Origin of the sequence: Streptomyces sp. NPDC057877 (assembly GCF_042796855.1) — a bacterium.
In the GTDB taxonomy this organism is placed as follows: Bacteria; Actinomycetota; Actinomycetes; order Streptomycetales; family Streptomycetaceae; genus Streptomyces.
This window is the reverse complement of sequence record NZ_JBHVMS010000006.1, coordinates 261,119-281,701: the sequence shown is the minus strand read 5'-3', so window position 1 is coordinate 281,701 and position 20,583 is coordinate 261,119. Positions and strand designations below refer to the sequence as shown.

11 protein-coding genes are annotated in these 20,583 nt (G+C 72.3%); 7 read left to right on the top strand and 4 right to left on the bottom strand.

The window, feature by feature from the left end; translation table 11 throughout:
• The first annotated feature begins 21 nt into the window (after positions 1 to 21).
• Positions 22 to 1,200, top strand: coding sequence for an adenylyltransferase/sulfurtransferase MoeZ (moeZ, locus tag ACFVQG_RS19840; RefSeq protein ID WP_383384556.1), 1,179 nt, complete (start codon positions 22 to 24; stop codon positions 1,198 to 1,200).
• 122 nt (positions 1,201 to 1,322) lie between these two features.
• Here the strand turns inward: moeZ and ACFVQG_RS19835 are convergent, their stop codons facing one another.
• From ACFVQG_RS19835 to ACFVQG_RS19825, 3 genes are all read right to left on the bottom strand, one after another.
• A complete protein-coding gene (locus ACFVQG_RS19835) occupies positions 1,323 to 2,852 on the bottom strand; it encodes an alpha/beta hydrolase (RefSeq protein ID WP_383384553.1) in 1,530 nt (509 codons plus the stop codon).
• Between the two features lie 209 nt (positions 2,853 to 3,061).
• Positions 3,062 to 4,606 carry an alpha/beta hydrolase gene (locus ACFVQG_RS19830; protein WP_383384550.1) on the bottom strand — a complete coding sequence of 515 codons (1,545 nt, stop codon included), beginning with the start codon at positions 4,604 to 4,606 and terminating at the stop codon, positions 3,062 to 3,064.
• Between the two features lie 84 nt (positions 4,607 to 4,690).
• On the bottom strand, positions 4,691 to 7,435 hold the full coding sequence (locus ACFVQG_RS19825) for a lysylphosphatidylglycerol synthase domain-containing protein (RefSeq protein WP_383384547.1): 2,745 nt from the start codon (positions 7,433 to 7,435) through the stop codon (positions 4,691 to 4,693).
• A 185-nt stretch (positions 7,436 to 7,620) separates the two neighbouring features.
• Between ACFVQG_RS19825 and ACFVQG_RS19820 the strand changes: the two genes are divergently transcribed.
• From ACFVQG_RS19820 to nudC, 5 genes are all read left to right on the top strand, one after another.
• Positions 7,621 to 8,007 (top strand): MGMT family protein, encoded by a 387-nt coding sequence (locus ACFVQG_RS19820; RefSeq protein WP_383384544.1) that lies wholly within the window; start codon positions 7,621 to 7,623, stop codon positions 8,005 to 8,007.
• Between the two features lie 257 nt (positions 8,008 to 8,264).
• Positions 8,265 to 11,612 carry an ATP-dependent helicase gene (locus ACFVQG_RS19815; RefSeq protein WP_383384541.1) on the top strand — a complete coding sequence of 1,116 codons (3,348 nt, stop codon included), beginning with the start codon at positions 8,265 to 8,267 and terminating at the stop codon, positions 11,610 to 11,612.
• Between the two features lie 121 nt (positions 11,613 to 11,733).
• On the top strand, positions 11,734 to 15,195 hold the full coding sequence (locus tag ACFVQG_RS19810; RefSeq protein WP_383384538.1) for a UvrD-helicase domain-containing protein: 3,462 nt from the start codon (positions 11,734 to 11,736) through the stop codon (positions 15,193 to 15,195).
• 10 nt (positions 15,196 to 15,205) lie between these two features.
• Entirely contained in the window at positions 15,206 to 16,618 is a 1,413-nt protein-coding gene (locus tag ACFVQG_RS19805) for a dipeptidase (RefSeq protein WP_383384536.1), read from the top strand.
• 150 nt (positions 16,619 to 16,768) lie between these two features.
• Positions 16,769 to 17,713 carry an NAD(+) diphosphatase gene (nudC, locus tag ACFVQG_RS19800; protein WP_383384533.1) on the top strand — a complete coding sequence of 315 codons (945 nt, stop codon included), beginning with the start codon at positions 16,769 to 16,771 and terminating at the stop codon, positions 17,711 to 17,713.
• Between the two features lie 62 nt (positions 17,714 to 17,775).
• Here the strand turns inward: nudC and ACFVQG_RS19795 are convergent, their stop codons facing one another.
• Positions 17,776 to 18,033: a mycoredoxin gene (locus ACFVQG_RS19795; protein ID WP_383384530.1), complete on the bottom strand. Its 258-nt coding sequence runs from the start codon at positions 18,031 to 18,033 to the stop codon at positions 17,776 to 17,778.
• Positions 18,034 to 18,228: 195 nt separating this feature from the next.
• On the opposite strand from ACFVQG_RS19795, the gene ACFVQG_RS19790 reads away from it, so the two are divergent.
• A complete protein-coding gene (locus tag ACFVQG_RS19790; protein WP_383384528.1) occupies positions 18,229 to 20,430 on the top strand; it encodes an ATP-dependent DNA helicase UvrD2 in 2,202 nt (733 codons plus the stop codon).
• The last annotated feature ends 153 nt before the right edge of the window (positions 20,431 to 20,583 follow it).

Below are 20,583 nucleotides of genomic sequence, written 5' to 3'. Positions count from 1 at the left end.
TGACCGACCAACGGAGTCCCCGTGTCGCTGCCACCCCTGGTCGAGCCCGCTTCCGAGCTGACCGTAGACGAGGTCCGCAGGTACTCCCGCCACCTGATCATCCCCGATGTGGGCATGGACGGGCAGAAGCGGCTGAAGAACGCCAAGGTGCTCTGTGTGGGCGCCGGCGGCCTGGGCTCGCCGGCGCTGATGTACCTCGCCGCCGCGGGCGTCGGCACCCTCGGCATCGTGGAGTTCGACGAGGTCGACGAGTCGAACCTGCAGCGCCAGATCATCCACAGCCAGGCGGACATCGGCCGCTCCAAGGCCGAGTCGGCCCGGGACAGCGTGCTCGGCATCAACCCGTACGTGAACGTGGTCCTGCACGAGGAGCGGCTCGAGGCCGACAACGTGATGGACATCTTCAGCCAGTACGACCTGATCGTCGACGGCACCGACAACTTCGCGACCCGCTACCTCGTCAATGACGCGTGCGTGCTGCTGAACAAGCCGTACGTGTGGGGGTCGATCTACCGCTTCGACGGCCAGGCGTCCGTCTTCTGGTCCGAGCACGGCCCCTGCTACCGCTGCCTCTACCCGGAGCCCCCGCCCCCCGGCATGGTTCCCTCCTGCGCCGAGGGCGGCGTCCTCGGTGTGCTGTGCGCGTCCATCGGCTCCATCCAGGTCACCGAGGCCATCAAGGTCCTCACCGGCACCGGCGAGCCCCTGGTCGGCCGCCTGATGATCTACGACGCCCTGGAGATGCAGTACCGCCAGGTCAAGGTCCGCAAGGACCCGAACTGCGCGGTCTGCGGCGAGAACCCGACCGTCACCGAACTCATCGACTACGAGGCCTTCTGCGGCGTCGTGTCCGAGGAGGCCCAGGCGGCGGCGGCCGACGCCACGATCACTCCCAAGCAGCTCAAGGAGTGGATCGACGACGGCGAGAACATCGACATCATCGACGTCCGCGAGATCAACGAGTACGAGATCGTCTCCATCCCGGGCGCCCGGCTGATCCCGAAGAACGAGTTCCTCATGGGCACCGCCCTGGAGAGCCTTCCGCAGGACAAGAAGATCGTCTTGCATTGCAAGACGGGTGTCCGCAGTGCGGAAGTCCTCGCGGTCCTGAAGTCCGCGGGCTTCGCCGACGCCGTCCACGTGGGCGGCGGCGTCATCGGCTGGGTCAACCAGATCGAGCCGGACAAGCCGGTGTACTGACGGCTGAACCGACGGACGCGGCGGCGGGCCTACCGACCCGTCCGCGGCCAGGTCTCCCGAGCGGCGGGGGTCTCGCGCACCAGAGGTGCCCGGGGCCCCCGCCGTCGTGCGGGGCGCGGACGCTACTCGCAGACCTTGCCGTCCTCGGGCACGGTGCCCTTCAGCAGGTACGCGGTCACCGTGGTGTCGACACAGCGGCTGCCGCTGCCGTAGGCACCGTGTCCCTCGCCCTTCCAGGTGAGCACCACTCCCACGCCCTTGCCCAGTTCGTCCGCCATCCTGCGGGCGCCCTCGTAGGGCGTCGCCGGGTCGCCGGTGTTGCCCACGACGAGGATCGGCGCCGCTCCGGGCGCGCTCACCTCCGGGGTGTCGTGCTGTCCGGCCACCGGCCACTCGTGGCACCACCCGGCCGTGTCCCAGCCGAGGAACGTCCCGAACACGGGCGAGAGCTTCTCGAACTCGGGCAGCAGTGCCTTGGCCTGCGCGGGCGTCGGCCGCTGCTTGTCGTCCAAGCACGATATGACCCGTTGGGAGTGGGTCGTCGTGCCGTAGTTGCCCGAGGGGTCGCGTTCGTTGTAGCCGTCAGCGAGTGCCAGCAGCGCGGTGCCGTCGCCCTGTTCGGCGGCCTCCAGGGCGCTGGTCAGCGTCGGCCAGCTGGACTTGCTGTACAGCGGCAGGACGATGCCGGTGACGGCGAGGGTCTGTGTCAGCTTCCGCCCCGAGGAGGTCGACAGCGGCTCCGCGTCGATCCGCTCCAGCAGGTCGGCGATCTCCCGCGTGCCCTGCCGTGGATCCTCACCCCGGGACTTGAGGTAGTCGTCCAGGGCGCGCTGGAAGCCCGTGGTCTGGTTCTTGGCGTGGCCCACGCTGTCGGCGGCCGGGTCGACCACCGCGTCCAGGGTCATCCGGCCCACCTTGTCGGGGAACAGATGGGCGTACACACCGCCCAGTTCGGTGCCGTAGGAGATGCCGAAGTAGTGCATCCTGTCGTCGCCGAGCGCCTGGCGCATCAGGTCCATGTCCCTGGCCGTGTCCGTGGTCGACACATGCCCCAGCAGCTTTCCGGCGCCCTGCGCGCAGCCCTTGCCGAAGTCGGCGGCGTCCTTGAAGTAGGCCTGTTCCTCGGCCGGGGTGTCCGGGGTGACGTCGACCGACTCGGCGGCCTGGATCTCCTTGTCGCTCCGGCAGCGGATGCCCCCGCTGGCGCCCACCCCGCGCGGATCCCAGCTCACCAGGTCGTAGCGGTCGCGCAGGAGGGAGGCCGTACTGGCGTACGACGGCAGCATGGAGACGCCCGAGCCGCCCGGTCCGCCGAAGTTGAACAGCAGCGAGCCGATGCGGTCGTCACCCGTGGCCTTGGCTCGGATCAGGGCGAGGTCGATCGTCTCGCCGTCCGGCTGCGACCAGTTCAGGGGCGCCTTCAGCGTCGCGCACTGCCATTCGTCGCCGGGCGCGGGGGCGTCGTCGGTGGCCTCGCACCCGCCCCAGTCCAGCTCCGGCACGTCCGGGGCGGACGTGTCCCGGGACGAGGACGACGCGGCCGACCCGTCACCGGGCGAGGGTCCGTCGTCCGACGAGCCACCGCCGCTGCACCCCGTCCCCAGCAGCAGCGCGGCGACGCCCAGCGCCGCGCCCCGTACAAAACGCGCCATGTCGCACATCCCCCCTCGCAGGCCGTCCGCTTCTGCGCCGCGGACCGCTGTCACGCCATGCTATGCGCAACGGCCCGAGCCTGCCGGAGCCTGTGGATAACCTTCTGACCAGCGGGTTTGCGGTGCTCCCATTGACGTGTCAGGAACGGGAACGGGGTGTGTCAGGAGCGGGGCGTGTCAGGAACGGGGCAAGTCAGGAACGGACCGAGTCAGGAACAGACCGTCCCGGCCTCGGGCACCTTGCCGTCCAGCAGATAGCCGTCCACCGCGCCCCGCACGCACTTGTTCCCGCTGTCGTAGGAGCCGTGCCCCTGTCCCTTGTACGTCAGCTCGACACCGACGCCCTTGCCCAGCTCGTCCGCCATCCTGCGGGCGCCCTCGTAGGGCGTCGCCGGGTCGCCGGTGTTGCCCACGACGAGGATCGGCGCCGCTCCGGGCGCGCTCACGTCGGGATGGTCGGCGGCGCCCTTCACGGGCCAGTCGGTGCAACTGAGCATGGACCAGGCCAGGAAGTCACCGAACAGGGGCGAGGCGGCCCGGAACTCGGGCAGCTTCCGCCGTACCTGCGCCTCGGTGTACCGCGGTCGGTCGTCGGCGCAGTTGATGGAGATGTTGGCCGGGACCAGATTGCTGTACTCGCCGTTCTCGCCGCGCCCGTTCAGCGAGTCGGACAGCAGCATCAGGATCTGGCCGTCGCCGTCGTACGCCTGTTGCAGGCCGTCGGTGAGGTACTGCCAGAAGTCCTGTGAGTACAGCGCCTGCGCGATGCCGTTGGTCGCGGCGGTCTGGGTCAGTTCGCGGGGGAAGACGCCGGGGATCGGGCGGGCGTCGAGGTCCTTGAGCAGCCGGGCGATGCGGTTCTTGACGTCCTGCGCGCTGTCCCCGATCGGGCAGTCCTCCTCCTTGGACGCGCAGTCCTCGGCGAAGTTGTCGAGCGCGAGCTGGAAGCCCTTGGCCTGGCCGAGGGCGCCCTGTTCGGGCGTCTGGGTGGGGTCGACGACCGCGTCGAACACGGCGCGGCCCACGTTCTTCGGGAACAGGTGGGCGTAGACGCCGCCGAGTTCGGTGCCGTAGGAGATGCCGAAGTAGTGGAGCTTGTCGTCGCCGAGGACCTGGCGCATCAGGTCCATGTCGCGGGCGGCGTCGGTGGTGGCCACGTGCGGCAGTATCCGCTCGGACCTGTCTTCGCATGCCTCGTTGAAGTCCTTGACGCCGTTGAGGAGCGCGGTGCGCTCGGCGGCGTCGTCGGGGGTGGCGTCCTGCTGGAAGTAGGCGTCGAGCTGCCGGTCGCTCTCGCACCACACGGCGGCGCTGCGGCCGACGCCGCGCGGGTCGAAGCTGACCAGGTCGTAGCGGGAGCGCAGGGTCTCGTACTCCGTGCCGAAGGCGGGCAGGGTGGTGACGCCGGAGCCGCCGGGTCCGCCGAAGTTGAAGACGAGGGAGCCGACGCGCTCGCTCTCCTCGCCGCTGGACCTCGCCCGGATCAGCGCGATGTCGATCGTGTCGCCCTCGGGGTCGTCCCAGTCGAGGGGCGCCTTCATGGAGGCACACTGCCATCTGCCGCCGCCCGGCAGCGGTGAGGGGGTGGTGCCGCCGCCCTGGGCCTGGGAGGGGGCCGGGCAGTCCTTCCAGTTCAGTTCCTGGGCCGACAGGTCCTCGTCGTCGGAGCCGTCGCCGCACCCCGCCAGCGTGGAGGTCAGCAGCACGGCGGTGACGGTCAGGGCAGCGGTGCGCAGTCGGGGAGGGTTCGGCATGTACCCATCCTGCGGTCGTGTCCGGCCGTACGCGCGGGGCACGGTCCGTACGAGGTACGCCTGCGCTGCGGCTGGGGCCAGTGGCTACAACGCTCCCTTGCGGGTGAGGTGGTTGAACGCCAGCCAGCCCGGCAGCACCGGCAGCCACAGGGTCAGCAGCCGGAACAGCAGCACGGCCGGGGCGGCGACCTCGCTGGGCAGGCCGACGGCGATCAGACCGACGGTCAGGGTCGCCTCGACGGCGCCGACACCGCCCGGCGTCGGGGCGGCGGAACCGAGCGCGTTACCGGCGAGGAACACGACCGCGACGCTGGCGAGGCTGATCGAGGTGGTCTCGTCGCCGAAGGCCCGGATGGACGCGTCCAGGCACATCACGAAGCAGGCGGTCAGCAGCAGCATGCCGCCGATGCCGGTGATCAGCTTCTGCGGGCGCTGGAGCACGTCGAGCATGCGCGGCACCACACCGGCGAAGAGCGACCGCACGCGCGTGACGACGAATTTCCGCAGGAACGGCACCGAGGTCACCACGAGCACCAGCACCGCCACCGTCAGCAGACCCGCGATGACCGTCCGGGACGGTGACAGCGACGGTGTCTTCTCGGTGCCGGTGAGATAGCCGAAGGACAGCAGCATCAGGATGTGGCAGCCGAGCCCGAACAGCTGCGAGGCGCCGACGCTGGCCACCGCGAGCCCGGGGCGTACGCCCGCCCGCTGGAGGAAGCGCGTGTTGAGCGCCACGCCCCCCACCGCGGCCGGTGCCACGATCTTCACGAACGACCCGGCGACCTGTGCCAGCACCGTCCGTGGGAAGGGCACCCGTTCGGGCACGAAGCCCAGCAGGGCCATCGCGGCGGCGACATAGCTCAGCGCCGAGAACAGCACGGCCGCGGCCACCCAGCCCCACTCGGCGTTGGAGAAGAGGGTGCCGAACTCGATGTGCGTCAGCTGCGACAGCAGGAAGTAGGCGCCGATGGCACCCGCGATGATGCTGATCAGCGTCCGCGGGCGGACCCGCTCCAGCCGGGCCGGTTCGACCGGCGCCTGGGGCCGGATGCGCAGGACCTCGTGGCGGATCTGGGTGAGCGGATCGTCCTCGCGCGCCTCCTCGAGGGCTTCCTCGACGGCCCGTTTCTCGGCCCTGGCCTGCGCGCGTACGGCCTTCTTGCCGCGCTTCTCTAGGACGACCGCGGTTTCCTGACCGGCCTCCTCCGGGCGGTTCTGCCGGTTCTGCCGGGAGGCCTCCAGCACCGCCTCGCGTTCGCGTTCCGCGCGCTCTCTGCCCAGCTTGCGCAGGGTCGCGCGGGTGGAGCGCGTCAGCGCGATCGGCTGGAGCATCGGCAGGCAGTCGGCCACGGCGTCGGGACCGAGCACGGCGACGGCGGAGGCCACGGCACGCTCGGCGCCCACCCGCAGCGCCAGCGTGGTCATCAGCTGGGCGACGTCCATGCGCAGCAGCAGGTCACCGGCGGCGATCTCGCCGCCGCGCAGATCGGTGAGGATCACCGTGCCGGAACGATCCACCAGGATCGCGTCGCCCGCGAGCCTGCGGTGCGCGATGCGCCGGGACTGCAGCGCCCGCACCTGGTCCCAGGTGTTGCGCAGCAGCTCGTCGGTGATCTCGTCCTCGGCCAGCGAGTCCAGGGAGCGTCCGCCGCTGTGCTCGTAGACGAGTATCACGGCGTCGGGGCCGAGTTCGGAGGTGGCGATCAGCTTGGGAGCGTTGGCCCCGGCGGCGATGGCGGCGTAGGCGAGCAGGGCCTCCTGTTCGAGGGCCTGGCGCAGTGACTGGAGGCTGCGGCGGGTGGCGAAGCCGCGCAGGGTGAGGTTGCGCCAGACCCGGTAGAAGAAGCCCTGCGCCTGCTGCTCGCGGTCGACGACCGTGACGTCCAGCGGAGGGCCGTCCTCCAGGGTGACGAAGTAGCGCCGTCCACGGTCGCCGTCGGAGGTGTCGCCGGTGTCGTCGCGGGAGGCGCTCACCGGGTGGAAGCCGACCGTCCGCAGACCCGCCATCAGCGTCCGTCCGGTGGGGCGGACGTTCGGTGAGCCGACGGCGTACAGCGTGCCGTAGGCGACGCTCCAGCCGATCAGCACCGTCAGGATGATCGAGAACGGGGTCGTGTAGCCGGTGACGAGCATCGAGAACGCGTCGAGCATCAGCACGATCCACAGCACCGCGCGCCAGCGTGGTCTGCGGGACATGCCGACGGCCGTCATATAGGCGATGACGGGCGCCAGATAGCCGTGCACCGGGTCGGTGAGGGCGCTGACGTCGCCGGGGGAGGGCTGGGTAAGCGCTTCCTGGATGGAGTCCGGGGCGGCCTCGGCCACCCACAGGTCGGTGGCGAGTGTCACTCCGTGTGCCAGTACGGCCGCGAGCACGCCGTCGGCGATGCGGAGCCCGTCCCGTTTGATCAGCCGCTCGATCGCGAACGCAACGGGTACGAGGAGGATTGCGATGCTGGACGCCAGCCCCGCGATCTTGATCAGGAGATCGGGCGCCTGCCCGGTGCCCTTGGTGATGTCCTGTTCCAGCCCCGAGGTGGTGCCGTGCGCGAAGGCGGCGATCGCGAGCAGGACGGCGACGGCGAGCACGCCGACCAGGAGCCGCATCAGATCGGAAGGACGGTGCACGCGCGCGGGGAGCAGTGGTTCGTCGCCCTCCACCGCGTCGATGTGGGGATCGTCACTCTCCGGGGCGGTGCTCATCGCGGCCGTGCCCTCGGTCGTCCCCTCGGCGGAGGGCGTCTCGTCAGGGCTGGTGGTGTCCGGGCGCGCCGAAGCATCAGAGGTGCCCTCCGCGTCGTCGGGGTGCACGCCCTGCTGCTTCATCGTCTCTTCTTGATCTCGTATCACCAGTCACCGCCCGCACGATGGTGGCATGCTCCACCGACACACGGGGGCATCAGGGTGCAAACGCGGGGCGCACAGTCTGCCTGAAGCGCTGCTCCGGGGCGAGGGATACGCACCGTCGCGAGCCGGTCACTTTGTCGGTGGCGTCGGGCAGGATGGGGCGAATGAGCGAGCAGAGCCTTCCCGAGGACGCCCGCCCGGAGTACGCCGACGCCCTGCCCGAGTACGCGGAGCGGGTCCTCGACCTCACGGAACGCATTCCGGCCGGGCGCGTCATGACGTACGGGGACGTCGCCGAGTATCTGGAGGAGGGCGGCCCCCGCCAGGTCGGCCGTGTGATGTCCCTCTACGGGGGCGCGGTCCCCTGGTGGCGGGTCGTCCGCGCGGACGGGGTACTGCTCGCCGGTCATGAGCTGGAGGCGCTGGACGCCTACCGCGCGGAGGGCACTCCGCTGAAGGGCGCGGGCCGTGCGGCCGAGGGACACCTGCCGCGCGTGGACGTGAAGCAGGCGCGGTGGGACGGCGGCGGAAGCGCGAAGGCTCACACCTGACAGCTTCCGCCATCGGCCGGGCCCTTGGGGGACGTGTGATCCGTACGGAGTAAACAGGGCACGTCCGTGACATGACGTACGTTCGAGGGACAAGGGGCGCGCGTGGCGTGAGGGCCCGGCGGGAAGAAGCGGAAGCCCTGCTTCCGTGTCATCCGTCGGCGTAGCGTCGGCTGCACGCGTCCCCCTCATCCCGCGGCCACCGCCCGCCACGCGCGGCGGTCGCCCCACCAGCACACCCACCAGGACCGGCGAACCACGTGAGCTTCCCTTCCTCCACCAGTCGCCTGCCGCACCTTGAGGTGCGGCAGGGGAACCGTGGCGCTTACCGACTGGTACGTACCCCGCCGGTCCGACCGGATCCCCCTCGTCTGGACGCCGCACAGCGCGTGGTGGTTGACCACAAGGCCGGTCCGCTGCTCGTCCTCGCAGGTCCGGGCACCGGGAAGACCACCACGCTGGTGGAGTCCGTGGCGGCCCGCATCGCGGGCGGCACCCACCCCGAGCGGGTCCTCGTCCTCACCTTCAGCCGCAAGGCCGCCGTCGACCTGCGCGACCGCATGGCGCTGCGCATCGGGGCCGCCCGCGCGCCCCGCGCGACCACCTTCCACTCCTTCTCCTACGCCCTCGTCCGCGCCCAGCAGGACAGCGAGCTGTTCGTCGAACCGCTGCGGCTGCTGTCCGGCCCCGAGCAGGATGTCACCGTGCGCGAACTCCTCGCGGGCCAGCCCGACCTGGAGCGGCTCGGCCTCGCCCCGGTGCGCTGGCCGGACGAACTGCGCGCCTGCCTCACCACCCGTGGCTTCGCCGACGAGGTCCGCGCGGTGCTCGCCCGCAGCCGTGAGCTGGGCCTCGGCCCGGAGGCCCTGGACGCCTTCGCCCACCGCATCGGCCGCCCCGACTGGCGCGCCGCCGCCGCCTTCCTCGCCGAGTACCTCGACGTGCTCGACCTCCAGGGCGTCATCGACTACGCCGAACTCGTCCACCGCGCGGTGCTCCTCGCCCATCGCCCCGCCGTCGCCGAGCGGCTCGCCGCGCAGTACGACGCCGTGTACGTCGACGAGTACCAGGACACCGACCCCGCACAGGTACGGCTGCTGGACGCCCTCGCGGGCGGCGGCCGCACCCTCGTCGCCTTCGGCGACCCCGACCAGTCGATCTACGCCTTCCGCGGCGCCGACGTGAACGGCATCCTCGGCTTCCCGGACGCCTTCCCTCGCGGGGACGGCCGTCCGGCGCCCGTCGAGGTGCTGCGCACCTCCCGCCGCTCGGGCGCCGCCCTGCTCACCGCGACCCGGCTGCTGACCCAGCGCATGCCGCTGCCCCGGCTGCCCGCGGACAGGGCACGCGCCCACCGCGACCTCGCCCCCGTGCGGGACGGCGGTCGCGTCGAGGTGTTTACCTACCCGACGGCGGGCACCGAGCAGGACAACATCGCCGACATCCTCCGCCGGGCCCACCTGGAGGACGGCGTCCCCTGGGGCGAGATGGCCGTCCTCGTCCGCGCGGGTTCCCGCACCATCCCGACCCTCCGGCGCGCCCTCACCGCCGCGGGCGTCCCCCTCGACATCGACGGTGACGATCTGCCCCTGCGGCACGAGCCTGCCGTGGCGCCGCTGCTGACGGCGTTGCGGGCGGTCGCGGAGGCGGAGGCGCGTGGGGACGCGGGGGGACCTGGGCCGGACGCCGAGGCGGGGACCGGGGACGCCGAAGCCGCGACATCCGATCCCGGCCCCTGGCTCGACACGGAGACCGCCCTCACCCTGCTCACCTCCCCGCTTGCGGGCATGGACGCCGCCGACCTGCGCCGTCTCGGGCGCGCCCTGCGCGAGGAGGAGCGGGCCGCGGGCAACCCCGTGCCGCCGCCCTCCGACGAACTGCTCGCGCGGGCGCTCGCCGAGCCCGAGCGGCTGGTCGCGCACGACCCGGCGTACGCGCGCGGTGCCCAGCGTCTCGGCGCGCTGCTGCGCAAGGCCCGGGAGCGCCTCGCGGGCGGTGGTACGGCGGAGGAGGCGCTGTGGGACCTGTGGGACGGGACCCCGTGGCCCGCGCGCCTGGAGCGGGCCGCCCGGCGCGGTGGCGCGGCGGGCCGCAACGCCGACCGCGACCTGGACGCCGTATGCGCGCTGTTCGCCACGGCCGCCCGCGCGGAGGAACGCACCGGCGGCCGGGGCGCCCTGAACTTCCTGGAGGAGATCGGCGCCGAGGACATCGCCGCCGACACCCTCACCCGCCGGGCGGTACGCCCCGACGCCGTGCGCCTGATGACCGCGCACCGCGCCAAGGGCCTCCAGTGGCGGCTGGTCGTCGTCGCGGGCGTCCAGGAGGGCCTGTGGCCGGACCTGCGGCGCCGGGGTTCCCTCCTGGAGGCCGACCGGATAGGCCGCGACGGGCTCGCCGAACCGCTCACGCCGGGCGCCCTCCTCGCCGAGGAACGCCGTCTGTTCTACGTGGCCGCCACGCGCGCGCGTGAACGGCTCGTCGTCACCGCGGTGAAGGCGCCCTCCGAAGACGGCGACCAGCCCTCCCGCTTCCTGACCGAACTAGGCGTCGAACCCAGGGACGTCACCGGCCGCCCGCGCCGCCCGCTGTCCGTCGCCGCGCTCGTCGCCGAACTGCGCGCCACCACCGTCGACCCGCGCGTCTCGGCCACCCTGCGCCGGGCCGCCGCCCACCGGCTGGCCCGGCTCGCCGCGCTCACCGACGAGGACGGGCGCCCCCTGGTGCCGTCCGCGCACCCCTACCGCTGGTGGGGCATGTTCGAGCCGACCGAGAGCAAGGTGCCCCTGCGCGACCGCGACCAGCCCGTCACGCTCTCCGGCAGCGCCCTCGACCAGCTCGCCAACACCTGCGCCCTTCAGTGGTTCCTCAGCCGCGAGGTGAAGGCCGACACCCCGGCGACCGCCGCCCAGGGCTTCGGCAACGTCGTGCACGTCCTCGCCGACGAGGTCGCCTCCGGGCACAGCCCGGCCGACCTCGACGTGCTGATGGAACGGCTGGACTCCGTGTGGAACGCGCTCGCCTTCGACGCGCCCTGGAAGTCGGCCCAGGAGAAGGAGCACGCGCGCGTGGCGCTCGAGCGCTTCCTCAAGTGGCACGTCATGGACCGCACCGGACGCACCCCCGTGGCCAGCGAGCACCACTTCGACGTCACCCTCGAAGCGGGTGACTACGAGATCCGCATCCGCGGCTCCATGGACCGCGTCGAGACGGACGGCGAGGGCCGCGCCTACGTCGTCGACTTCAAGACCGGCAAACAGGCACCCAGCGCCGCCGACGTGGCCCGCCACCCCCAGCTGGCCGTCTACCAGCTCGCCGTCCGCGAGGGCGCCGTGGACGACGCCTTCGACGGGGTGCGCCCCGAGCCGGGCGGCGCCGAACTCGTCCAGCTGCGCCAGGGCGCCGCCAAGCGGGACGGCGGCGAGACCCTGCCCAAGGTGCAGGCGCAGGAGCCCTTGGAGGGGGAGTGGGTCGGCGACCTGCTGGCCACCGCCGCGGGGAAGGTGCTCGACGAGCGGTTCACGCCGACGACCGGGCAGCACTGCACGCACTGCTCCTTCCGCGCGTCGTGCAGCGCACGCCCCGAAGGGCGTCACGTCGTGGACTGAGCGCGCCCGGAGGCCCGAGCGCCCCTGTGACAGGTTGCACCCCCCGTGCTGACCTGCGCTTCTTCCGCCCCCTGCGACGATCGTGGCCTCCGCTGTCAGTGGCCGCCGCTAGCCTCTCTACGTGCCCGCCCGTATCACCGACCCCGACCAGCTCAAAGAGCTGCTCGGCATCCCGTTCACCCCGGAGCAGACGGCCTGCATCACCGCGCCGCCCGCCCCGCAGGTGATCGTGGCCGGAGCCGGTTCCGGCAAGACGACGGTGATGGCGGCGCGCGTGGTCTGGCTGGTCGGCACCGGCCAGGTCGCCCCCGAACAGGTGCTCGGCCTGACCTTCACCAACAAGGCGGCCGGAGAACTCGCCGAACGCGTCCGCAAGGCGCTGATCAAGGCGGGCGTCACCGACCCGGACGTGATCGACCCGGACAACCCCCCGGGCGAGCCGGTGATCTCCACGTACCACGCCTTCGCGGGCCGCCTCCTGACCGACCACGGTCTGCGCATCGGGCTCGAACCCTCCGCCCGTCTGCTCGCCGACGCCACCCGCTACCAGCTGGCCGCGCGCGTGCTGCGCGAAGCCCCCGGCCCCTACCCGGCGCTCACCCGGTCCTTCCCCGACCTGGTCAGCGACCTGCTCACCCTCGACGCCGAACTCTCCGAGCACCTCGTAGGCCCCGAACGGCTGCGCGCGTGGGACGCCCAACTGCTGCTCGCCCTGGACGGCGCCAAGCTCAGCAACGCCGATCTGCGCAAGGTGCCCGAGACCGCCGCCGCCCGCCGGGAACTCGCCGAACTCGTCGTGCGCTACCGCGCCGCCAAACGCGAACGCGACCTCATCGACTTCGGCGACCAGATCGCCCTCGCCGCCGAACTGGCCCAGCTCCCCGAAGCGGGCCGCATCCTGCGCGACGAGTTCCGTGTCGTCCTCCTCGACGAGTACCAGGACACCTCCGTCGCCCAACGCGTCCTCTTGGCGGGCCTCTTCGGCGGCGGCACCGGCCACCCCGTCACCGCGGTCGGCGACCCCTGCCAGGCGATCTACGGCTGGCGCGGCGCCTCCGTCGCCAACCTGGACGACTTCCCCGAGCACTTCGCCCACGCGGACGGCCGCCCCGCCACCCGCCAGGCCCTCAGCGAGAACCGGCGCAGCGGCGGCCACCTCCTCGACCTCGCCAACGGCCTCGCCGAGCCCCTGCGCGCCATGCACGCGGGCGTGGAGGCTTTGCGCCCCGCCCCGGGCGCCGAACGCGACGGCGTGGTGCGCTGCGCCCTGCTGCGCACCCACGCCGAGGAGATCGACTGGATCGCGGACTCCGTCGCCCACCTCGTGAACACCGGCAAGGCGCCCGGCGAGATCGCCGTCCTGTGCCGCACGGCCGGTGACTTCGCGCAGATCCAGGGCGCGCTGGTCGCCCGGGACGTGCCCGTCGAGGTGGTGGGCCTGTCCGGGCTGCTGCACCTGCCCGAGGTCGCCGACCTGGTAGCCGTCTGCGAGGTGCTCCAGGACCCGGGCGCCAACGCCTCCCTGGTCCGGCTGCTCACCGGCCCCCGCTGGCGCATCGGCCCGCGCGACCTCGCCCTCCTGGGCCGCCGCGCCCGGCTGCTCGTCGCCCACGCGCGCGTGGACCCCGGCGACGACCCCGACCTGCGGCTGGCCGGAGCCGTCGAAGGGGTCGACCCGGCCGAGGTGATCTCCCTCGCGGACGCCCTCGACACCTTCCTGGAGACCCCGCTGGAGGGCGGCGGGGACGACGACGGGCTGCCCTTCTCACCGGACGCGCGGGTCCGCTTCGCGCGCCTCGCCGCCGAACTGCGTGACCTGCGCCGCTCCCTCGCCGACCCCCTGATGGACGTACTGCACCGCGTCCTCGCCGTCACCGGCCTGGAAGTGGAACTGTCCGCATCGCCGCACGCCCTGGCCGCCCGTCGTCGGGAGACCCTCTCCAACTTCCTCGACGTGGCCGCATCCTTCGCCGCGGGTGACGGCGAGGCGACCCTGCTCGCCTTCCTCGGCTTCCTGCGCACCGCTGCCCAGTACGAGAAGGGCCTCGACAACGCCCTCCCCGGCGGCGAGAACACCGTCAAGGTGCTCACCGCCCACAAGTCCAAGGGCCTGGAGTGGGACGTCGTGGCCGTCCCCGGACTGGTCACCGGCACCTTCCCCAGCGGCCAGGGCCGCGAGAAGTGGACCGCGCAGGCCAAGGTGCTGCCGCACGAGCTGCGCGGCGACGCCGACACCCTGCCCGACATCGAGGCGTGGGACTCGCGCGGGATGAAGGCCTTCCACGAGGCCATGAAGGACCACCAGCACACCGAGGAACTCCGCCTCGGCTACGTCACCTTCACCCGCCCCCGTTCCCTGCTGCTCGGCTCCGGCCACTGGTGGGGCCCCACCCAGAAGAAGCCCCGTGGGCCCTCCGACTTCCTCCAGGCCCTCCACGACCACTGCGCCGCGGGACACGGCGAGATCGAGGCATGGGCGGACGAACCCGCCGAGGACGAGGAGAACCCCGCCCTGAACCAGGCCACCGCCGAGCAGGTGTGGCCGCTGCCCCTGGACGAGGAGGCGCTCGCCCGACGCCGGGCCGCCGCCGAGACCGTTCTCTCCCACCTCGACGACCTCGCCACCCAGCCGCACGCCCACCCCGCCACCAGCCACGAACCGGGCACCTACGAGGACCCCGACTGGCCGCCGCCCCCGGAGGACGACGAACCCGACGACGACATCCCCCTCACGGAGGACGACTGGGATTCCCTGCCCACCCTGCGCCCCGCCGTCCCCCACCAGGCGAGCGCCCCGGACATCGACACCGCGCCGCCCGAAGGCCCCGGAGGCTTCGCGGCCGACGCGCCCCTCACCCCGGAGGAGGCCCGCACCATCGCCTCCTGGGACCGCGACCTCGACGCCCTCACCGGCGAGCTGCTGCGCGCCCGCGAACGGGTCACGGAAGTCCCGCTGCCCGCCTCCCTGACAGCCTCCCAGCTGCTGCATCTGGCCGCCGACCCCGACGGCTTCGCCCAGGAACTGGCCCGCCCCATGCCTCGCCCACCGCAGCCCGCGGCCCGCCGCGGCACCCGCTTCCACGCCTGGGTCGAGGCCCGCTTCGAGGAACTGACCCTGCCCCTGCTGGAACCGGACGAGCTGCCCGGCGGCGACGCCGACATCACCGACGAGCAGGACCTGGAAGCCCTCAAGGAAGCCTTCGAACGCACCGAGTACGCCCAGCGCACGCCCTACCGGGTGGAGGCCCCCTTCCAGATCACCATCGCGGGCCGCGTCGTCCGCGGCCGGATCGACGCCGTTTACGCGACCGGTGACGGCGACACGGCGACGTACGAGATCGTCGACTGGAAGACCGGCCGTGGCACCACCGCCGACCCGCTCCAGCTCGCCGTGTACCGGCTCGCGTGGGCCGAGCAGCAGGGCGTCCCCCTGGAGTCGGTCACGGCCGCTTTCGTTCATGTGCGCAGTGGTGAGGTGGTACGCCCCGGCGGCCTTCCGGACCGGGCCGCGCTGGAGCGGCTGCTGATCGAGGAGCCGTCCGGTGACGAATCGCACGATCAGGGTGTCAGCGACGGCCGATAGGCTCGTGACCATGAGCCACACCGTTGACAGTGCCGTCAGCGCCGTCCGCACGTACATCGGGCAGCACCGCGCCGCCTTCCTCGACGATCTCGCCGAGTGGCTGCGCATCCCCTCCGTGTCGGCCCAGCCCGACCACGCGCCGGACGTCCGCCGCAGCGCCGACTGGCTCGCCGCCAAGCTCAGCAAGACCGGCTTCACCACCGTCGAGGTGTGGCCGACCCCCGGAGCGCCCGCCGTCTACGCGGAGTGGCCCTCCGCAGACCCCGAGGCACCCACGGTCCTCGTCTACGGCCACCACGACGTACAGCCCGCCGCCCGCGAGGACGGCTGGGACAGCGACCCCTTCGAACCCGTCGTCCGGGAGAACCGCCTCTACGCGCGCGGGGCGGCCGACGACAAGGGGCAGGTGTTCTTCCACACACTCGGGGTCCGCGCCCACCTCGCCGCCACCGGCCGCACCACCCCGGCGGTGCACCTGAAGCTGCTGATCGAGGGCGAGGAGGAGTCCGGCTCCCCGCACTTCCGTGCCCTCGTCGAGGAGCACGCCGACCGGCTCGCCGCGGACGCCGTGATCGTCTCCGACACCGGCATGTGGTCCGAGGACACCCCCACGGTGTGCACGGGCATGCGCGGCCTCGCCGAGTGCGAGATCCGGCTCTCCGGCCCCGACCAGGACATCCACTCCGGCTCCTTCGGCGGCGCCGTGCCCAACCCGGCGACCGCCGCCGCCCGCCTCGTCGCCGCCCTGCACGACGAGCACGCGCGCGTGGCCGTGCCCGGCTTCTACGACGGCATCGTCGAACTCACCGACCGCGAGCGCGAACTCTTCGCCGAGCTGCCCTTCGACGAGCACCAGTGGCTGCGCACCGCCAAGTCCCACGCCACCCACGGCGAAGCCGGGCACACCACCCTGGAGCGCGTCTGGGCCCGCCCCACCGCCGAGGTCAACGGCATCGGCGGCGGCTACCAGGGCCCCGGAAGCAAGACGATCATCCCGTCCACCGCCATGGTGAAGCTCTCCTTCCGCCTGGTCGCGGGCCAGGACCCCGACCACATCGAGAAGGCCGTCCGCGCGTGGGCCGCCGATCGGGTGCCCGACGGCATCCGCTGCGAGATCGTCTTCGGCGCCGCCACCCGCCCCTGTCTGACCCCTCTGGACCACCCGGCCCTCCAGTCCGTGGTCCGGGCCATGGGCCGTGCCTTCGGCACACCCGTACGCTTCACCCGCGAGGGCGGCTCGGGACCCGCCGCCGACCTCCAGGAGGTCCTCGGCGCACCCGTCCTCTTCCTGGGCATCTCCGTGCCCTCCGACAGCTGGCACGCCCCGAACGAGAAAGTGGAACTCGACCTCCTCCTCAAAGGAGTCGAGACCACGGCCCATCTGTGGGGCGACCTGGCCGAGAGCTGGCGCCATGCGCCCTGACCGGCCCCTGCCGCGCGGAGCGGTACTCCAAGCGGGGCACACTGGAAGCACCGTCCCGCACCACGGAGCCCGCACCCGGTCCCGACCCGCCGTACGACCCGCTGAACCGCCGCCGAAACAACCGTTCCACCGGGGGAGATGCAACCACCCGTGACCACCTGGACCGACCACACCGCCGACCGACCCATCTCGCTCACCGCCCCGAGCGGCATCGACCGCGCCGCACACCACCGGCTCGACGAGGCCTGGCTGGCGGCGGCGTGGAGCCACCCCTCTACCCGCTGCTTCGTGGTCTCCGGCGGCCAGGTCCTCATCGACGAGACGCCCGACGGGCGCACCGAACTCGTCATGACCCCCTCCTTCGAGGCCCCCCTCACCGAGGCACACCGCTATTTCCTCGGCAACGACGAGGACGGCGTCAGCTACTTCGCCCTCCAGAAGGACGCGCTGCCCGGCCGCATGGACCAGTCCGCGCGCCCGGCGGGCCTGCGCGAGGCCGGTCTGCTGCTCTCACCGCGCGACGCGGGCCTGATGGTGCACGCCGTCGGCCTGGAGAACTGGCAGCGCACCCACCGTTTCTGCTCCCGCTGCGGCGAGCGCACGGTCATCGCCGCCGCCGGGCACATCCGCCGCTGCCCCGCCTGTGGTGCCGAGCACTACCCGCGCACCGACCCGGCCGTGATCATGGCGGTCACCGACGAGGACGACCGCATCCTGCTCGGCCGCCAGGTGCACTGGCCCGAGGGCCGCTTCTCCACGCTGGCCGGTTTCGTCGAGCCCGGCGAGTCGATCGAGCAGTCGGTACGCCGGGAGGTCTTCGAGGAGGCCGGGATCACCGTCGGCCAGGTCGAGTACGTCGCCAGCCAGCCCTGGCCGTTCCCCTCCAGCCTGATGCTGGGCTTCATGGCCCGGGCCACCTCCACCGCCGTCGACGTCGACGGGGACGAGATCCACGAGGCCCGCTGGTTCTCCCGCGACGAACTGCGCGCCGCCTTCGAGAGCGGCGAGGTGCTGCCGCCGTACGGCATCTCCATCGCCGCCCGCCTCATCGAACTCTGGTACGGCAAGCCGCTGCCGACGCGCGGTGTCGTCTGACCGCACACAAAAGCCCCGACCGGCCGTAGGAGGCCGGTCGGGGCTTCGTCGTGCCGCGAGGATCAGGCGCCGAGCGCCTGCTTCACCTGGGCGAGGCTCGGGTTGGTCATGACGACCTCGGAGCCGCCCTGGCCGGGGGTGATCCGAACCGTGGGGACCGTCTGGTTGCCGCCGTTCGCCTTCTCCACGAACGCGGCGGACTCCGGGTCCTGCTCGATGTTGATCTCGGTGTACGCGATGCCCTCGCGGTCCAGCTGGCTTTTCAGCCGACGGCAGTAGCCACACCACGTGGTGCTGTACATCGTCACAGAACCCAGCATGTCTTTTCGCGCTCCTTCGGCGGCTCGGGTAGGTGCGGTGGTTGCAGAGGGGGAACGTATCCGACCCGGCCGCCATTCCCGCCGGGGGTATCGGCCCGTGGCCCGCACGTGACGCCTGCCGCATTAGTACTACTACTGGGGCCCGCCTGTGGACAACCGGCTCAGCAGCCTCTGGCGACCTGGCAGCATGGCGGTGTGACAGCAGCAACGCACTCCACCCTCTTCCCGCAGGTACCGGACTCGGCCGACGCGGTGCTCGAAGGGCTCGACCCCGAGCAGCGCGAGGTCGCCACCGCGCTGCACGGCCCGGTGTGCGTCCTGGCAGGCGCCGGTACCGGCAAGACCCGCGCGATCACCCACCGCATCGCCTACGGCGTGCGCGCCGGGATCCTGCCGCCCTCCAGCGTGCTCGCCGTCACCTTCACCAACCGCGCCGCGGGCGAGATGCGCGGCCGGCTCCGGCAGCTCGGCGCGGGCGGGGTGCAGGCCCGCACCTTCCACTCCGCCGCCCTGCGCCAGCTGCAGTACTTCTGGCCGAAAGCCATCGGTGGCTCCATGCCCCGGCTCGTCGACCGCAAGGTGCAGCTCGTGGCCGACGCGGCCGCCGCCTGCCGGGTCCGCCTCGACCGCGGCGAGCTGCGGGACGTCACCGCCGAGATCGAATGGTCCAAGGTCACCCAGACCGTCCCCGCCGACTATCCGCTCGCAGCCGCGAAGGCGGGCCGCGAGGCCCCCCGTTCCCCGGCGGAGATCGCCCAGCTCTACGCCGCCTACGAAGACCTCAAGCGCGACCGCGGGGTCATCGACTTCGAGGACGTGCTGCTGCTGACCGTCGCCGTGCTCCAGGACCGGCACGACGTCGCCGAACAGGTCCGCACCCAGTACCAGCACTTCGTCGTCGACGAGTACCAGGACGTCAGCCCCCTCCAGCAGCGCCTGCTGGACCTCTGGCTCGGCGACCGCGACAACCTGTGCGTCGTCGGCGACGCCAGCCAGACGATCTACTCGTTCACCGGAGCAACGCCGGACCATCTGCTCGACTTCCGCGTCCGCCACCCGAAGGCCACCGTCGTCAAGCTGGTCCGCGACTACCGCTCCAGCCCCCAGGTCGTCCATCTCGCCAACGGTCTGCTCGCCCAGGCCCACGGCCGCGCCGCCGACCACCGGCTGGAACTCGTCTCCCAGCGCGCCCCCGGCCCCGACCCCGTCTACGCCGAGTACACCGACGAGCCCGCCGAGGCCGAGGGCGCCGCGCACCGCATCCGCTCCCTCCTCGACTCCGGCGTCCCGGCCAGCGAGATCGCCGTCCTGTACCGCACGAACGCCCAGTCCGAGACCTACGAACAGGCCCTCGCCGACGCGGGCATCCCCTATCAGCTGCGTGGCGCGGAGCGGTTCTTCGACCGGCCCGAGGTGCGCAAGGCGGGCATCGCCCTGCGCGGCGCGGCCCGCTTCGGGGGCAACGACTCCCTCCTCGACGAGGCCGTGGACCTGCCCTCCCAGGTCCGGGCCGTGCTCTCCGGGGAGGGCTGGACCACTCAGCCACCGGCGGGCTCGGGGGCCGTCAGAGAGCGCTGGGAGTCCCTCGCCGCCCTGGTCGGCCTCGCCCAGGACTTCGCCGCCGCCCGGCCCGGGGCCACCCTCGGCGACCTGGTCGCCGAACTCGACGAGCGGGCGAGCGCCCAGCACGCCCCGACCGTGCAGGGCGTCACCCTCGCCTCCCTGCACTCGGCCAAGGGCCTGGAGTGGGACGCCGTGTTCCTGGTCGGAGTCGCCGAGGGCATGATGCCGATCAGCTACGCCAGAACCGACGAGCAGATAGAAGAGGAGCGCCGCCTCCTCTACGTCGGTGTCACCCGCGCCCGCTCCCACCTCCATGTCTCCTGGTCGCTGTCCCGCTCGCCCGGTGGCCGCCCCAACCGCCGCCCCAGCCGCTTCCTGGACGGGCTGCGGCCCGGCTCCGGAAGCGGCGGCCCGGGCCGCACCGGCGCCGGAGCCGCGGGCGGCATCGAGCGCGGCATCCCCGGCCGCAGCAGCGCCGCGGCCCCACGGCGGACCCAGCGCACCCCCGCCCGCTGCCGGGTCTGCGGACGCACCCTCACCGACGCCGGTGAGATGAAGCTGCTGCGCTGCGAGGACTGCCCCTCCGACATGGACGAGGGCCTGTACGAACGCCTGCGCGACTGGCGCGCGGTCCAGGCCCGGCGCAGCGGTCAGCCCGCGTTCTGCGTCTTCACCGACAAGACGCTGATGGCGATCGCCGAGGCAACGCCGGACGACGAGGGCGAGTTGGCCCGGATCCCCGGCGTCGGCGTGCGCAAGCTCAACCGCTACGGCGCCGATGTGCTGGCCATCTGCGCAGGCCAGGAGGTCGGCGGGGAGGACGAATCGGACTGATGCGAACTCGTCGAAAAAATAGTTTGCGCATGCCCCAGGAATCCCCATAGGTTCTTAGGCACGGGAACAGCGGCCTTCCTGAGGCCCTGATTCCGTGTTGTACTTGCATATCCGTCGGACTGGTTCACCCAGTCCTTGAGACGCCGAGAGGAG

Excerpts from the sequence above, each read along its gene's own strand:
- ACFVQG_RS19830 (WP_383384550.1), bottom strand. The coding sequence starts at position 4,606 with ATGCCGAACCCTCCCCGACTGCGCACCGCTGCCCTGACCGTCACCGCC.
- ACFVQG_RS19825 (WP_383384547.1), bottom strand. The coding sequence starts at position 7,435 with ATGAAGCAGCAGGGCGTGCACCCCGACGACGCGGAGGGCACCTCTGAT.
- ACFVQG_RS19820 (WP_383384544.1), top strand. The coding sequence starts at position 7,621 with ATGAGCGAGCAGAGCCTTCCCGAGGACGCCCGCCCGGAGTACGCCGAC.
- ACFVQG_RS19835 (WP_383384553.1), bottom strand. The coding sequence starts at position 2,852 with ATGGCGCGTTTTGTACGGGGCGCGGCGCTGGGCGTCGCCGCGCTGCTG.
- ACFVQG_RS19795 (WP_383384530.1), bottom strand. The coding sequence starts at position 18,033 with ATGCTGGGTTCTGTGACGATGTACAGCACCACGTGGTGTGGCTACTGC.
- ACFVQG_RS19805 (WP_383384536.1), top strand. The coding sequence starts at position 15,206 with ATGAGCCACACCGTTGACAGTGCCGTCAGCGCCGTCCGCACGTACATC.